Annotated in this window: 12 protein-coding genes and 1 pseudogene; all 13 read left to right on the top strand. The window is 28.4% G+C overall.

Going from position 1 to position 15,397, the window contains the following annotated elements; translation table 11 throughout:
* Positions 1-90 precede the first annotated feature (90 nt).
* Positions 91-1,209, top strand: coding sequence for an N-acetyldiaminopimelate deacetylase (locus tag KGF45_RS09640; RefSeq protein WP_227828338.1), 1,119 nt, complete (start codon positions 91-93; stop codon positions 1,207-1,209).
* A gap of 279 nt (positions 1,210-1,488) precedes the next feature.
* A complete protein-coding gene (locus KGF45_RS09635) occupies positions 1,489-1,722 on the top strand; it encodes a small, acid-soluble spore protein, alpha/beta type (RefSeq protein ID WP_227433989.1) in 234 nt (77 codons plus the stop codon).
* Positions 1,709-2,455, top strand: a complete 747-nt coding sequence (locus KGF45_RS09630) for a class I SAM-dependent methyltransferase (protein WP_227828339.1) — start codon at positions 1,709-1,711, stop codon at positions 2,453-2,455. Before KGF45_RS09635 ends, KGF45_RS09630 begins: the two co-directional genes overlap by 14 nt.
* A 171-nt stretch (positions 2,456-2,626) precedes the next feature.
* Positions 2,627-3,502: an Hsp33 family molecular chaperone HslO gene (hslO, locus tag KGF45_RS09625; protein WP_227842408.1), complete on the top strand. Its 876-nt coding sequence runs from the start codon at positions 2,627-2,629 to the stop codon at positions 3,500-3,502.
* Positions 3,503-3,782: 280 nt separating this feature from the next.
* Positions 3,783-4,583, top strand: a complete 801-nt coding sequence (locus tag KGF45_RS09620; protein WP_227842406.1) for a PIG-L family deacetylase — start codon at positions 3,783-3,785, stop codon at positions 4,581-4,583.
* A gap of 437 nt (positions 4,584-5,020) precedes the next feature.
* A pseudogene (locus KGF45_RS09615) lies at positions 5,021-6,690 on the top strand (ATP-binding cassette domain-containing protein).
* 365 nt (positions 6,691-7,055) lie between these two features.
* On the top strand, positions 7,056-8,591 hold the full coding sequence (locus KGF45_RS09610; RefSeq protein WP_227828341.1) for a glycine betaine ABC transporter substrate-binding protein: 1,536 nt from the start codon (positions 7,056-7,058) through the stop codon (positions 8,589-8,591).
* A gap of 14 nt (positions 8,592-8,605) precedes the next feature.
* The gene (locus KGF45_RS09605) at positions 8,606-9,367 is read left to right on the top strand and encodes an ABC transporter ATP-binding protein (protein ID WP_227828342.1); all 762 of its coding nucleotides are present in this window, start codon (positions 8,606-8,608) and stop codon (positions 9,365-9,367) included.
* Positions 9,368-9,482: 115 nt separating this feature from the next.
* On the top strand, positions 9,483-9,896 hold the full coding sequence (locus KGF45_RS09600) for a cupin domain-containing protein (protein ID WP_227828343.1): 414 nt from the start codon (positions 9,483-9,485) through the stop codon (positions 9,894-9,896).
* 181 nt (positions 9,897-10,077) lie between these two features.
* Complete coding sequence (locus KGF45_RS09595) at positions 10,078-10,770, top strand: response regulator transcription factor (protein WP_227828344.1); 693 nt, start codon at positions 10,078-10,080, stop codon at positions 10,768-10,770.
* A 172-nt stretch (positions 10,771-10,942) separates the two neighbouring features.
* Positions 10,943-11,824 carry a sensor histidine kinase gene (locus KGF45_RS09590; protein WP_227828345.1) on the top strand — a complete coding sequence of 294 codons (882 nt, stop codon included), beginning with the start codon at positions 10,943-10,945 and terminating at the stop codon, positions 11,822-11,824.
* Positions 11,825-12,122: 298 nt separating this feature from the next.
* Positions 12,123-12,812, top strand: coding sequence for an ABC transporter ATP-binding protein (locus KGF45_RS09585; protein ID WP_227842404.1), 690 nt, complete (start codon positions 12,123-12,125; stop codon positions 12,810-12,812).
* Complete coding sequence (locus KGF45_RS09580) at positions 12,799-15,363, top strand: ABC transporter permease (protein WP_227842403.1); 2,565 nt, start codon at positions 12,799-12,801, stop codon at positions 15,361-15,363. The genes KGF45_RS09585 and KGF45_RS09580 overlap by 14 nt, the downstream gene beginning before the upstream one ends.
* Positions 15,364-15,397 lie beyond the last annotated feature (34 nt).

Raw genomic sequence — 15,397 nt, 5'->3', positions numbered from 1 at the left:
TTTTTAAATATGAAAGTATGTTATATAATATTTTAATTATAAGAGATATAGAAATATTTTTATAATAAATTATAATTTGGAGGAGATTACATGAGAGAGGCATCGTATTTACAAGAACAACTTTATAAGCATAGGAATGCATTAAATCCTATTGCAGAAATTGGAAGAAAAGAGTATAAGACTTCAAAATATATAAGGGATTATCTTGATAAAATAGGAGTTGAATATGAAGTTTACTTAGAAACAGGAATAGTAGGTGTGATAGAAGGGAAAAGACCAAGAAAAGATATAGCTTTCAGAGCTGATATAGACGGTCTTCGTAGTGAAGAAGGTGTAAAACACTTATGTGGTCATGATGGACATGCTACTATATTGCTTGGATTAATTGAGTATTTAAATGATAATAAAGAAGATTTAAATGATAATGTTGTATTTATATTCCAACCAGCAGAAGAAGGGCCAGGTGGAGCAAAAGCATTGATAGATGCAGGTGTGCTTAGAAAATACAATGTTGATGAGATATATGGGCTTCATATATACCCAGAATTACCAGAAGGTTATGTAGGTACAAGAGAAGGATACTTCATGGCTCAAATAGGAGATATTGATATAGAAATAGTGTCTAAAAGTGGACATGGAGCTATGCCACAAAATGGAATTGATGGTATAGTTATAGCTTCAAACTTTATAAGTTCACTTCAAACTATAGTATCAAGAAATATAAGCCCAATAGACAATGCAGTGTTGACTATAGGTAGAATTGAAGGAGGGGCTAGAAGAAATATAATAGCTGAAAATATAAAGATGGAAGGGACTATTAGATGCTTTAGTCCAGAAGTGTATGAGAGAATGAAACTTAGAGTTAAAGAACTTGCTAGAGGCTTTGAATTGTCTTATAACTGTAAGGTAAATATAAATATTATGGATGATTATATAGCTGTTAAAAACGATAAAGACTTGTATAAAGAGTTTGTAGAAGCTGTTGGAAAGGATACGGCTATAGAATTAGACCCACTTATGATATCAGAAGATTTTTCTTACTATCAAAAAGAAGTTCCAGGGCTGTTCTTTATGTTGGGCTCAAGAAATGAGAAAAAAGGATTTGTAAATGGACTTCATAATATAAACTTCAACTTTGATGAAAAGATATGTGTGGATGCACTAAATGTCTATGCAAAATTATTAAAATATAAAAAAGCAATAGATTAAAATATGTTAAGCTTTGTAATGAATAAGTTGTAGATAGTTTGGATAAAAAGGTCAATTTTTTTGATAAGATTGTAAATAACATATTATGATAAGACTATAAATAATATGTTGAAATTATAAATAACACATACTTAGAAAGAATAATTTTAAAAAGTCATAAATTTAAAATACTTAAATTTGAAAACATATGAATTGATAAATACCCCTTACTTATTTGTATAAATTTCTTTTAATTGACAAAAATACAAATAAGAAGGGGTGATTTTTTTGAAAGAAAATATGAAAAGAGAAAAGAAGATAACTAATGGCAAGAATACTAAAATATTGACAAATGATGATATAATGAAATATGAGATAGCCTCAGAACTAGGTCTTATGGACAAAGTTGGAGAACGTGGATGGGCAGGGCTTACAGCTAAAGAAGCTGGAAGAATCGGAGGCATGCTTACATCACGTAAAAAGAGGCTAAGAAAGATTGTGGAGGGGCAGAATAAAAAGGATGAGTCAATATAGTGATTTTGCGTTTGTATATGATGAACTTATGAATGAAGTTGATTATGATGGATGGGTTAAATATATAGAAGATATAATAGATAATGAAGGTGTAAAAGTAAAAAATATATTGGAATTAGCATGTGGTACAGGTAATCTCACAATTCCATTAACTAAAAAGAGCTATGATATAGCTGGGATTGATATATCTGATGAAATGCTTAGTGTAGCAAGAGAAAAGGCAGAAAAAGAAGGCGTAGAGTTAGTTTTACTTCAACAAGATATATCAGAGCTTGACTTTGATATATCCGATTTGGATTGTGTGCTTTGTGCCTGTGATGGATTTAATTATATAACTTATGATGATGATTTAGAAAATGTATTTTCAAAAACGTATGAATTATTAAAGAAAGATGGAATCTTTATATTTGATATAAGTTCATTTTATAAATTAGCCAATATATTAGGAAATAATATGTATGGAGAAAATAGAGAAGATATAGCTTATATGTGGCAAAATTACTTTGATGATGAAGAAAATTTGATTGAAATGGAACTGACATTTTTTATTAAAGATGAAGATGGAAAGTTTGAAAGATTTGAAGAAGTACATCAACAAAGGGCATATACTGAGGATGAAATAGTTGATATGCTTAAAGAATCTGGATTTAGTGATATAAAATCTTATGGAGATTTTACATTTGAAAAACCTAATGAAGAAAGTCAAAGGATATTCTTTGTATGTAAAAAATAAAGATTTTCTTGTTATGTACAAAAAGAAGTGTTATTAATATAAAATATTATTGGTAAAAATAAAAGAGGCAAAGTTTTCTGTATTAAAAATTAAAGTAATTTAAAGTAGTAATATAGAAAAAAGTAATAATATAGAAAAATAGTATGATTAACAAAGTGTGGAGGAATACAAATGAAAGATTATGTACTAAGAGCGACATCAGGAAATGGTCAAGTTAGAGCATTTGTTGCAACTACTAGAAATACAGTAGAAGAAGCTAGAAGATTACATGAAACTACAAAAGTAGCAACAGCAGCACTTGGCAGGACATTAACAGCAACATCTATAATGGGATTGATGATGAAAAATGACAGTGATAAATTGACTGTAATAATAAAAGGTGGTGGACCAATTGGAACTATCATCGCAACAGCAAATTCTAAGGGAATAGTAAAAGGCTATGTAGGAAATCCTCATGTAGAAGTTGAAGATTATCCAAATGGAAAGTTGAATGTTGCAGCAGCCGTGGGGACAGAAGGTGTTGTAAAAGTTATTAAAGACTTAGGTCTTAGAGAGCCATACAATGGAACTTATCCATTAGTAAGTGGAGAAATTGCAGAAGACTTTACTTACTACTTTGCAGTGTCAGAACAAACTCCATCAGTGGTAGCTTTAGGTGTTCTTACAAAAGAGGATGAAGTTGAGTTTGCTGGAGGATTTATAGTTCAATTAATGCCAGATGCAGAAGAAGAAACTATCGCAAAATTAGAAGAAAATGTAGCTAAATTACCTTCAATAACTAATATGTTAAAGGAAGGAAACTTACCAGAAGATATATTAAATAGAGTTTTAGATGGTTTGGAGCCTAAAGTACTTGATACTTGTGAAATTGGATTTGAGTGTGAATGTTCAAAGGAAAGAGTAAAAACTGCGTTAGTGGCAATAGGTAAAAAATCTTTGGCTCAAATAATAGAAGAAGATAAACAGGCAGAAGTTGGATGTCAGTTCTGTAATGAGAAATATATGTATAGTGAAGAAGAGTTGCTTGAAATTTTAAAGGAAATGTAGACTATGAAAATAGTCGTATTTATATAGCAATTAAAGTATAATTTATCAAAAATAGATATATTTATATTAAAAATAAGCTTAATAAATTTTAAGAATTTAAGAAGCTTTCTGGCTGTAATGTTTGTAACATTGCAGTTAGAAAGCTTTTTTATTTTATTATAGTTCGTATCAAAGATTGTATAAAACAATAAAATATTGTAAAATAATTTGTATATTTCAACCTATTTGCCACAAAGGTTTATAAGATATTTGAATTGATAAGAAGGAGAAAATTTTAAATATGGAAAATAAAACGAAGCACATAGGAATAAGTATATTAATATTATTAATGATATTTTTAATTGCAAAGAATTTTAATGGAAAACTTGAAATACCTATTCCTGAAAGTAATAGTAGAAAATTTAAATCGGCAGCAGTATTTTATCCTCAACATCAAGATGATGAGGTTCTATGGGGAGGAAGTGCCATTATTGATGCTATAAAACAGTGTGGCGTTGATAATGTATATGTGGTACTAGTATCAGATGGTTCTGGGGTTAACGTTTTTAAGGCTAATACAAAGTTTAGAAATCTGACCAGAAAGCAAAAAGAAGAGCTTAGGAACAATGAATTTAAGTCAGCATTAAAAGAGCTTGGAGTAAAACCACAAAATATAATTATACTTGCTGATATAGACAAAAAAGAGGGGACACATTATAAGTTAATGGAAAAGACAATATTAGATTTTGAAAATAAATTTAAGGGTGATGTAACTCATATAGCTCATCATTATAAGTACGATGACCATATAATGCATAGAAAAAATGGGGAAGTTTTAAAGAAGCTTAAACGTGAACGTAAGATAAAAGATGACTTGTATTTTATAAAACCAAAATATGTAAAGTACATACCAAGAAATGAAAGAGCCATCTATAAAGCAATGAATTTTAATGACTATAGTAAGGTCAAAAGTGCGTGTTATGAATATAAGGTTGTAAATTCAAAACGAAAAATGTATGGTATAGGGTATATCTCAGCACATAGCTATTTTGAACATCTTTTGGATGACCCTGAACTTACATCTGTGTTAAGTGAAGATTAATTTTTAGTGATTATGAACTTTGTTTAGTTTTTTGTATTAATTCATATTAAATATAAGAATTGCTTGTAAAATAATTAAATATTAGAGTAATTAAATATTAAAACAATTAAACATAAAGTAATCAAACATAAAATAACTAAACATTAAAGCAATTTAATATTAAAGTAATTTAATATTAAATTAATTGAACATAAAGCTATCTTAAAAATATTATTTACTAATGATAAAAAAGTATTTGAGAATAATAAAAATATATTATTATTAAACAAGGTTTAGTATCTCAGTTGTGATTTTAAAAATCATTTTGAGGTACTTTTTTTATCCTCTTAATAAATTTATATGGACTTTTTATATGAAATTTTAAACCCTACAGTATACAACCATGGGATAAGTTACGTGCTATAATTTGCTATAAAAACAATTTAGGAGGATACAGTATGAGTAATGAATTTATAGTTTTAAAAGGATGTAAGGAAAATAATCTAGATAATATTTCATTAAAAATACCAAAAAGAAAAATAACCATATTCACAGGTGTATCTGGTTCTGGAAAATCATCTATTGTTTTTGAAACAATTGCAAAAGAATCACAACGTCAATTAAACGAGAGATTTAGTACTTTTGTAAGAAGTTTTTTACCTAAATATGGAGAAGTTAAAGCTGATTGTATAGAAAATTTATCAACACCAATTATTATAGACCAAAGTAGACTTGGAGGTAATTCAAGGTCAACTTTAGGTACTATCAGGTTATTAAAGATATAAATGAGCCAGAAGCACAACCTCTAATTAAAGGGATACTAGAAAAACTAAATAACATCATAGATATAGGTCTAGGGTATTTAACTTTAGATAGGGAGACATCATCACTATCAGGTGGAGAATCTCAGCGTATAAAGATGGTAAAATATTTAAATAGTAACCTTGTAGATTTGATGTATATTTTTGATGAACCAAGTATAGGTCTTCATCCAAGAGATGTTTATAAATTAAATAATCTTCTAAGAAAATTACGTGATAAAGGAAATACAATTATAGTTGTTGAGCATGACCCAGACGTGATTAAAATTGCAGACCACATTGTAGATGTAGGTCCAAAAGCTGGGAGGTATGGTGGTAAAGTTGTATATGAAGGAAGTTATGAAAAGTTGCTTTCAAGTGGGACATTAACAGGAAATGCCTTAAATAAAGCTCTTTCTATTAAGGAAAATGTAAGAGAACATAGAGGATATTTAGAGGTTAAAAATTGTAATCAAAACAATTTAAAAAATATATCTATAAAGATACCTAAAGGTGTATTAACTTTAGTGACAGGAGTAGCAGGAGCTGGTAAGAGTACATTAATTAAACATGAATTTTTAAAGCAAAATACAAATGCTGTATTAATAGACCAAAGCTCTGTATCAGCTAATTCTAGGTCAAGCTTAGCAACATATAGTGGAATTATGAACGATATAAGAAACATTTTTGCAAAAGCAAATGGTGTTAAAGCGTCTTTGTTTAGCTCAAACTCAGAAGGAGCTTGTGATAATTGTAAAGGGTCTGGAATAGTACAAACAAATCTTGCATTTATGGAAAGTATAAAAAGTACTTGCAATATTTGTGAAGGGAAAAAATTTAAAAAAGAAGTTTTAGAATATAGATTTCAAGGGCAAAATATAATAGAACTTCTTGAAATGTCGGTTTCAGATGCGATTGAATTTTTTAGTTTAAAACAGATTAAAAAGAAATTACAGTGCATTGAAAAAATGGGAATCGGATACCTTACTTTAGGGCAAACTCTAGATACATTATCTGGAGGAGAGTGTCAAAGATTAAAACTTGCTAATGAATTAAATAAGGAAAGTTCAGTGTATATATTAGATGAGCCGACAACTGGGCTTCATATGGCTGACATTGAAAATTTTATAAATATAATTGAAGAGATTGTAGATAATGGAAATACAGTTATCATAATTGAACATAATATAGATGTAATTAAAAGAGCGGATTGGATTATCGATATGGGTCTTGAAGGAGGGACAAAAGGTGGCAAAGTAATCTTTGAAGGAACCCCAAAAGAATTGTCTAACGATAAAATATCACTAACAGCAAAATATATAGTATAATAAATAAAATACAATAAATATAGATGATATATGAGTAAATATAATGGGTATATAATATGATAGTTAAGTTTAACAATAATAAATAATATGATAAATATTCAAATTTAATTAAATATAGTGTCAGAAATCCGTTTAAATAGTAAGTTTTTAACGGTTCTGACATTTTTTATTATTTTTATGAAGATTGACAAAGTAGGATTTTCTATTAGTTACTTTTTAGTGCCTACTTGAAAGTTTGATATTATGACCTCAATATGTAATTTATGGAATAATTTATTTAGTGTGGTACGATGAGAGCTATCACTAAACTATAATTTTATAATTTGAATCTTATTAAGTAAAACTCATAAAAAGGAGTGGAAGTAATGCTAAACGATATGCTAACACTATTATCTGAAAGAAGTGATTTTTTTATAAAACTATCCATCGAACATTTGACAATTTCTATTATTTCTATAGTAATTGCAATTGTTTTAGGTGGTATAATTGGTATCGTTGTAAGTGAATTTCATAAGTCGTCTAAGCCAATATTGGGGACTATTAATTTTCTATACACCATACCATCTATTTCTATGTTGGGTTTTTTGATACCATTCTCTGGAATTGGAAATACTACAGCTGTTATTGCTCTTACTATATATGCATTATTACCTATGGTTAGAAATACATATACTGGAATTACTAATGTAGATAAAAATATCCTTGAAGCAGCGAAAGGTATGGGAAGTACAGACTTTCAGATACTATATAAAATAAAACTTCCGCTAGCCTTACCTGTTATTATGTCTGGTATTAGAAATATGGTTATTATGACAATTGCATTGACTGGTATTGCTTCATTTATAGGTGCTGGTGGTCTGGGTGTAGCTATATATAGAGGAATCACAACAAACAACACAGTAATGACAGTCACTGGAAGTATTCTTATTGCTCTATTGGCTTTGTTATTTGATTTCATTCTAGGATTAGTAGAAAGATTTTTACAAAGAAAAAGAAAAAAGAAAAATAGGAAAAAAGTATTTGCCATTCTAGGAAGTCTTATCCTTATAATAACTATCTTTACATCTTACTTCTTTAATTCTGCAAAGGCTCAAACTATTCATATCGCTACAAAACCAATGACTGAACAATATATTCTTGGTGAAATATTGGATATTTTAATTGAAAAAAATACAGATTTGAAAGTAGAAATTACACAAGGTGTAGGCGGAGGAACATCCAATATTCAGCCAGCTATGGGCAATGGAGAATTTGATATTTATCCAGAGTATACAGGTACAGGCTGGAATATGGTACTGAAGAAAAATGAACTATATACTGAAAATATGTTTGAGAAGTTACAATCTGAATATAAAACTAAACTTAAAATGCAGTGGACTGGTATGTATGGTTTTTCTAATAGTTATGCGTTGGCAGTTAGAAAAGAAATTGCAGATAAATATAAACTAAAGAATATTTCAGATTTAAGAGATATATCTTCTAAATTGACATTTGGTGCAGAGTATGATTTTTATGAAAGAGAAGATGGCTATACTCCACTATGTAATACCTATGACTTACACTTTAAAAACACAGTTGATTTAGATATTGGACTTAAATATCAGGCAATCAATGAGGGGAAAATTGATGTAATGCCTATATTTACAACTGATGGACAGTATAGTGTTTCAGATGTTGTAGTCTTAAATGATGATAAAAGCTTTTATCCATCTTATCAATGTGGAAATGTTATTCGTTCAGAGGTGTTAGAGGAACATCCAGAACTTTCAGCAGTATTCCAGATGGTTAAAAATATTTTAACTGATAAAGAAATGGCTAAATTGAATTATGATGTAGAAAATAATAATTTAGAGCCTAGAGAAGTTGCACGCGAGTTTTTGAATAAAAAGGGACTTTTATAATTGGAGGAAATATAATGACACCTATTATACAATTTAAAAATATTGAAAAACGATATAATGATAAAACAATCATAAATAATCTCAATTTAGATATAGAAAAAGGAGAATTTTTAACTGTTATTGGGTCATCTGGAAGTGGAAAAACAACACTTCTAAAAATGATTAATGGTCTGATTTTGCCAGATGGAGGAGATATTTTAATTAACAAAACAGACATTAAAAATGAGGACTTAATTAAATTAAGAAGAAAAATAGGCTATTGTGTTCAGGGAAGTGTTCTTTTTCCTCATATGACTGTTGAAGAAAACATTTCATATGTGCCAAATCTCCTTAATCGAAAAAATAAGTCAGAAATAAAAAATGCTGTAGATAAATGGATGCAAATCGTGGGATTAGCAAATGATATGAAAACAAGATACCCATCTGAATTATCAGGTGGTCAGCAACAGCGTGTAGGGATTGCACGTGCTTTAGCCTCTTCACCAGAAATCTTATTGATGGATGAACCTTTTGGTGCTGTTGATGAAATTACACGAAAACAGCTACAAAAAGAGATAAAAGAAATTCATAAAAAAACAGGAATTACAATTATCTTTATTACACATGATATTTATGAAGCCTTGATTTTAGGTACAAAAACTTTGGTATTGAATCATGGAGTCATTCAACAATATGATACTCCTGAAAATATCTCAAATGCCCCTGCTAATCAATTTGTAGACCAATTACTGAATGTAAAAAAATCTATAACAAGTTATGATGATTTAAAAGAATAAAGTTAATCTAAAAATTAAATTATGATAATACTAAAAAGCTATTGACCTTGAGTTAACTTTAAGTCGTATACTAAAAATGTAAGAATAGTTAAGCAAGGCATAGGAGGTATTAAATATGGATAGAGAAAAAGATTTAGGTACAGGAGCAGTTTTCCCTATTGGGGAAGAAAACAAAGCATTTGCACAGTATTTTACAGGAGAATGTTATTTAAATATGCTTACTACTACTGGTGTGGGAATCGGGAACGTGACTTTTGCTCCTTCTACAATTAATTCATGGCACATACATCATAAGGGTGGACAGATTTTACTTGTAACTGGAGGTAGAGGATATTATCAAGAGTTTGGCAAACCAGCACAGGAATTGCATGCAGGTGATGTAGTTAATATACCACCAGATGTAAAGCACTGGCATGGAGCTGCACCAGATAGTTGGTTTCAGCATCTAGCTGTAGAAGTCCCAGCAGAGGGAGCTTTTAATGAATGGTTGGAGCCTGTATCTGATGAAGACTATGGCAAACTAAAATAAAACATTTATAAACTTATAAACAATAATGAGTGTATATTAGTTAAAATTACTAAATATACACTTTTTTTATTTTGAATTAATAAAAACTTAAGATAATAATAGTTTTTTAGAAAATAAAATTAGTATAATAAAATGGGGAACCCAATGATTTAATGTGTATAAAAAATATGGAGGAAATAAAATGGAAACTATAATGGTTGTAGAAGATGATATTATGCTTAATAATGGTATATGTTTTAACTTACAAAGTGATGGATTTCGAGTTGTACCAGCATATAGTCTAAAAGAAGCTAAAGAAAAATTTGAGAAAGAAAAAATAGATTTAATGATATTAGATGTAAATCTTCCTGATGGAAATGGATTTGACCTGTGCAAAGAAATAAGAACTAGTTCAAAAGTAGGTATTCTATTTTTGACAGCCTGTGATATGGAATCTGATATTGTAAATGGATTTAAGATAGGAGCAGATGATTACATAACAAAGCCATTTAGTATAAATATATTACTACAAAGAATAAAAGCATTGCTTAGAAGATGTAATATTGAAATGCAAGAAGAGGTCTTATTTGAGGGCGAATTTGAATTTAATTTTGCTAATCTGACTGTAAGTAGGAATGGGGAAAATATAATTCTTTCACCCATAGAATATAGAATCGTAAAGAAATTGGTACAACATAAAAATGAAATAGTCACAAGACAAGCATTAATAGATGCCATATGGGACAATGATAGTGAATATATGGAAGAACATGCATTGACTGTAAATATAAATAGATTGAGAAAGAGAATAGACCAGAAGACATCTAAACATAAGTACATAAGGACTATTTATGGAATCGGGTATATGTGGGTTGGTGAACAAGATGGAAAATAATAAAAATTTAAGTAAGAACTATTACAAAAACATTTCTATTATATATTTCATAGTATCATGCCTATCCTTAATAATAATAAGAATGCAAACTAACAAAATTTTATATATGCATCCTGATTTAGCTGAATTTATTGTAAATATTAATTGTATAATTTTAATTTTTATATTTACTATGTTTTTCTTATCACTATTTTTTGTATATAAAATAAGAAAAGACATAGTTGAATTTAGTAGCAATATTATATATAACATAGATGAATTTATATTGGGTAATAAAAATATGCTCTTTGATTTAAATAAAGATACTTTAACTGCCAAAGTTCAAAATAAAATTAAATATATGATAGAGGTTATGGAAGTTAAAAATAGTAAGTATTCAGCGGAAAAAGAAAATATAAAAACTTTGATATCAGATATATCGCATCAAATAAAAATACCAATAGCTAATATATCTATGTATAATGAAACTCTAATGCATAAAGAATTAGATAGAAAGAATCAAGTATTGTTTTTAGAAAACATGCAAAGTCAGGTAAATAAATTGGACTGGTTAGGAAAAGCCCTTATAAAAATTTCTAGATTAGAAACTGGTATTATATCTTTGAATACGACTAAAAGTAGAATAAGTGATACTATTGCAAGCGCATTAAGTGGAGTGTTTTTAAAATTAGAAGAAAAAAATATAGTACTAGAAATTGATTTAGATGATAAAATTGAAGTTTGCCATGATAAAAAATGGACTAGTGAAGCTTTATTTAATATTATAGAAAATGCAGTAAAATATACCCATGAGGGAGGAAAAATAAGTATAAAGGTTGATAAAATGGATATATTCACTAAAATTATCATAAGTGATAATGGAATGGGTGTAGATGAAAGTGAAATAAACAATATATTTAAAAGGTTCTATAGGAGTATAGAAGTTGGAAATATAGAAGGTATTGGAGTGGGATTGTACTTAGCAAGAGAAATTATAAATAAACAGAATGGATATATAAAAGTAGATTCTCAAAAGAATATTGGAACTACGTTTAATGTTTATATGAAAAATTAGACTCAGCATTTATTTAAAATTGAGGATTATAATATATAACTTGAAAATAAAATCAAAAATTCTTAGAAGTAGTGTATATAGTGTTTGTTAGATAACATCATATGCACTATTTTTAGTTTCACTTCAATAAATATCACAAAATATCTCAAAATTGTTATAATTCATATCTAAAATATAACAGTACTGTGAGGATTAGAGAGGTACTTACATGATAATATCTAAGTAAGGAATCAATAAGCATGAAATTTTAATATACAATTAGAAAATATATAAAATAAAGTAAGAGGGAGATATGATTATGAAAATACTGGAGACTAATAATTTAAAAAAATATTATGGTAAGGGTGAAAATATAGTAAAAGCTTTAGATGGAATAAATATAAGTATAAATAGAGGAGAGTTTATAGCTATAGTAGGGACATCAGGAAGTGGAAAGAGTACCTTGTTACATATGATAGGGGGACTTGATAGAGCAAGTGATGGAAAAGTAATTGTTGATAATAATGATATATTTGTTATGGATGATGAAGAACTTACAATATTTAGAAGACGTAATGTAGGATTTATATTTCAAAATTATAACTTAGTTCCAATACTAAATGTTTATGAAAATATAGTATTACCTATAGAACTTGATGGGTGCAAAATAGACACTAAATATATAGATGAAATAATAGACGTTTTAGGACTAAGTCAAAAAGTGGATGACCTTCCAAATAATCTATCAGGAGGACAGCAACAGAGAGTAGCTATTGCAAGAGCTTTAGCAACAAAACCATCAATAATACTAGCTGATGAACCAACAGGGAACCTAGATAGCAAAACAGAACAAGATGTGTTAGGGCTTCTAAAAGTTACTAGTAGTAAATTTAGCCAAACTATAATTATGATAACTCATAATGAACAAATTGCTCAAATGGCTGACAGAATTATAAGGATTGAGGATGGAAAAGTTGTAAATAGAGGTGAGAACAATGTTACAAAATAACAATAAGGAAATTATAAAAAAATTAAGTGATAGAAGTTTTAAAACGAATAAAATGAGAAATATAATTTCAGTGCTTGCAATAGTATTAACTACAGTTTTGTTTACCTCATTGTTTACAGTAGGATATAGTATGTTGGAAGCTTTTAATAATTATCAAGCTATGGAATATGGGACAAAGAGCCATGTTCAATTTCAAGATTTAAGTAATAGACAGATTGACATTATAAGAAAAGATAGTTCAGTAGATAAAAACAGTATTGGAATAGTAAAAAACATAGCAAGTTTAAAAAATCCAGAGTTTTCAACGCAGGCAGTGAATTTAACTGTTTATGATAAAAAAAGCCTTGAAAGTGCTGTAAATGTAGAGATGATTGAAGGGAGTTTACCAAAAAATAATGATGAAATAGTCATGCCTACAAAGATATTAGATATGATAGATGTACCTCATAGAATAGGTGCTGAAGTAAAATTAATAATTCCAAAAACTGAAGATGGAGTACTAACTAATGAAAAAGAAACATTCAAATTTAAACTAGTTGGATATTTTGAATACAAAACAGCTATAGCAATACCTCTTCATGATGTATTCACAAGTGAAGCCTTCTATGATAATTACAAGAAAACACATGAGGTAGCTCCTACAAGTGTATCCTTCAATTTTTTTAATGATAAAGATTTGCAGTCTAAATTTGATAAATTAATTGAGAAAATCCAACCTTATTCAGGAAAAGCAACTATAAATCCCATATACTTAAGTAAACAAGCAACTACTTTCAAAGAAGTTGTTAAAAATGTATTGCCAATAATCTTAATTGTAATACTTATACTTTTAAGTGGATATTTATTAATATATAATATTTTTTATATTTCAGTTGTTAAAGATATAAAATATTATGGCTTATTAAAAACAATAGGGACATCACCGTATCAATTAAAAAAATTGATTATTAAACAAGCTAATAGATTATGTATAGTAGCTATACCAATAGGTTTAGTATTGGGATTTTTACTAGGGATGGTATTTGTTCCTCTGGTTGGTAAGTTTATGGAGGGATTAAATAAAACTGCATTTGAATATTTCAATCCGTTAATATTTGTATTTGCTGTTATATTTTCATATGTAACTGTTAGATTGTCATGCAGAAAACCTGCTAAGATTGTAAGTTCTGTATCTCCTATAGACGCTGTAAGATATAGTGATAAAAGTAATAGGATTAAACGTAAGTCTAAAAGTGGGAAACATGGTTCTAAAATTCATAAGATGGCATTTTCAAATATATTTAGAAATAGACGCAAAGCTATTCTAGTTTTAGTTTCTATGTCACTAAGTTGTATAATATTTTTGACTGTATCTGCAATTATAAGTAGTTCTAACCCAGAAAGAGCAGCTGAAGGTATGATGTTAGGGGATATAGAAATACGTCATGGGCTTGCAGATACTGCGAAATTTGAAGATAACGAAGTTGCTCCAATTGATGAAAATCTTATAAAATATATTAAGAATCTTGATGGAGTGAGTAATGTAAGTAAGGTGTACAAGGATTTAAGTTATATAGTTTATGAAGGGGATTTAAAAGATGAAGTATTGACTCAAAAAGTAGATGAAGAATATAAAAAGCAATTTCTTCAAGGCAGAGACCCAGAAGAAATTGCAGAAAATAATGGTTTTTTAGCTTCAGATACAGTTGGATTATCTTCAGGTAGATTATTAAGTAAACTATCAAAAAACAATAATATATATTCTCAAAAGAATTCTAAAATACTGTCAGGTTCTATAGATGAGAAAAAATTTGATGAAGGCGGATATGTAGTAATTAATGGACATGAAGGAAGTAAAATAAAAGCAGGAGATAAAATTAAGTTTAGATATTTAAAAGGAGATACTATAGGGGAAGGATATATAGATAAAGAGTTTAAAGTAATGGCAGTTTTTGATGGTGCACAAAATTTTAATATGGGAATGTACATTAATGAAAATGACTTTAAAAATATGGTTATAAAGCCATATGTAGAAAGTCTGGTAATTGATACAAATGGTGATGTGAAGTCTGTTGAAAATAAAATAAATAATTTGAATAAGAAATACAATAATCCATATACAAAAGTTTATTCAAAAAATATCTATATAGAAGAGGCAAGAGAGAGTCAAAAGGTTATAAAGATTGTAGGTATGAGTGTAGTCTTTATAATAGGATTGATTGGAGTACTAAACTTTATAAATACTATGATAACAAATATAATGTCTCGTAAACAAGAGTTTGCAATGATTGAGGCAGTAGGAATGACAAGAAAACAGCTTCAAAAAATGATAATACTTGAAGGTTTTTATTATGGGGTGATAATAACTATTGTAAATCTTACTTTTGGAAGTATGGCAACATTTTTAGGATTTAATATTATGAAATTAAGATATTCTGTGTATGCTTATCCAGTAGGAGCACTTATAATAAGTATATTAATAGTATTTTTGATAACATCTATAGTACCTTTAATAGTTTATCATAATGTTTCTAAGGATAGTATTGTTGAAAGAATTAGAGAAGCTGAATAAAGTTTATATGTATAGAAAAAAGGGTTCTTATAGG

The sequence above is a fragment of the Clostridioides sp. ZZV14-6154 genome (assembly GCF_020657785.1).
Classification (GTDB): domain Bacteria; phylum Bacillota; class Clostridia; order Peptostreptococcales; family Peptostreptococcaceae; genus Clostridioides.
The sequence above is the reverse complement of the archived record's forward strand: the minus strand, read 5'-3'. Positions and strand labels throughout refer to the sequence as shown.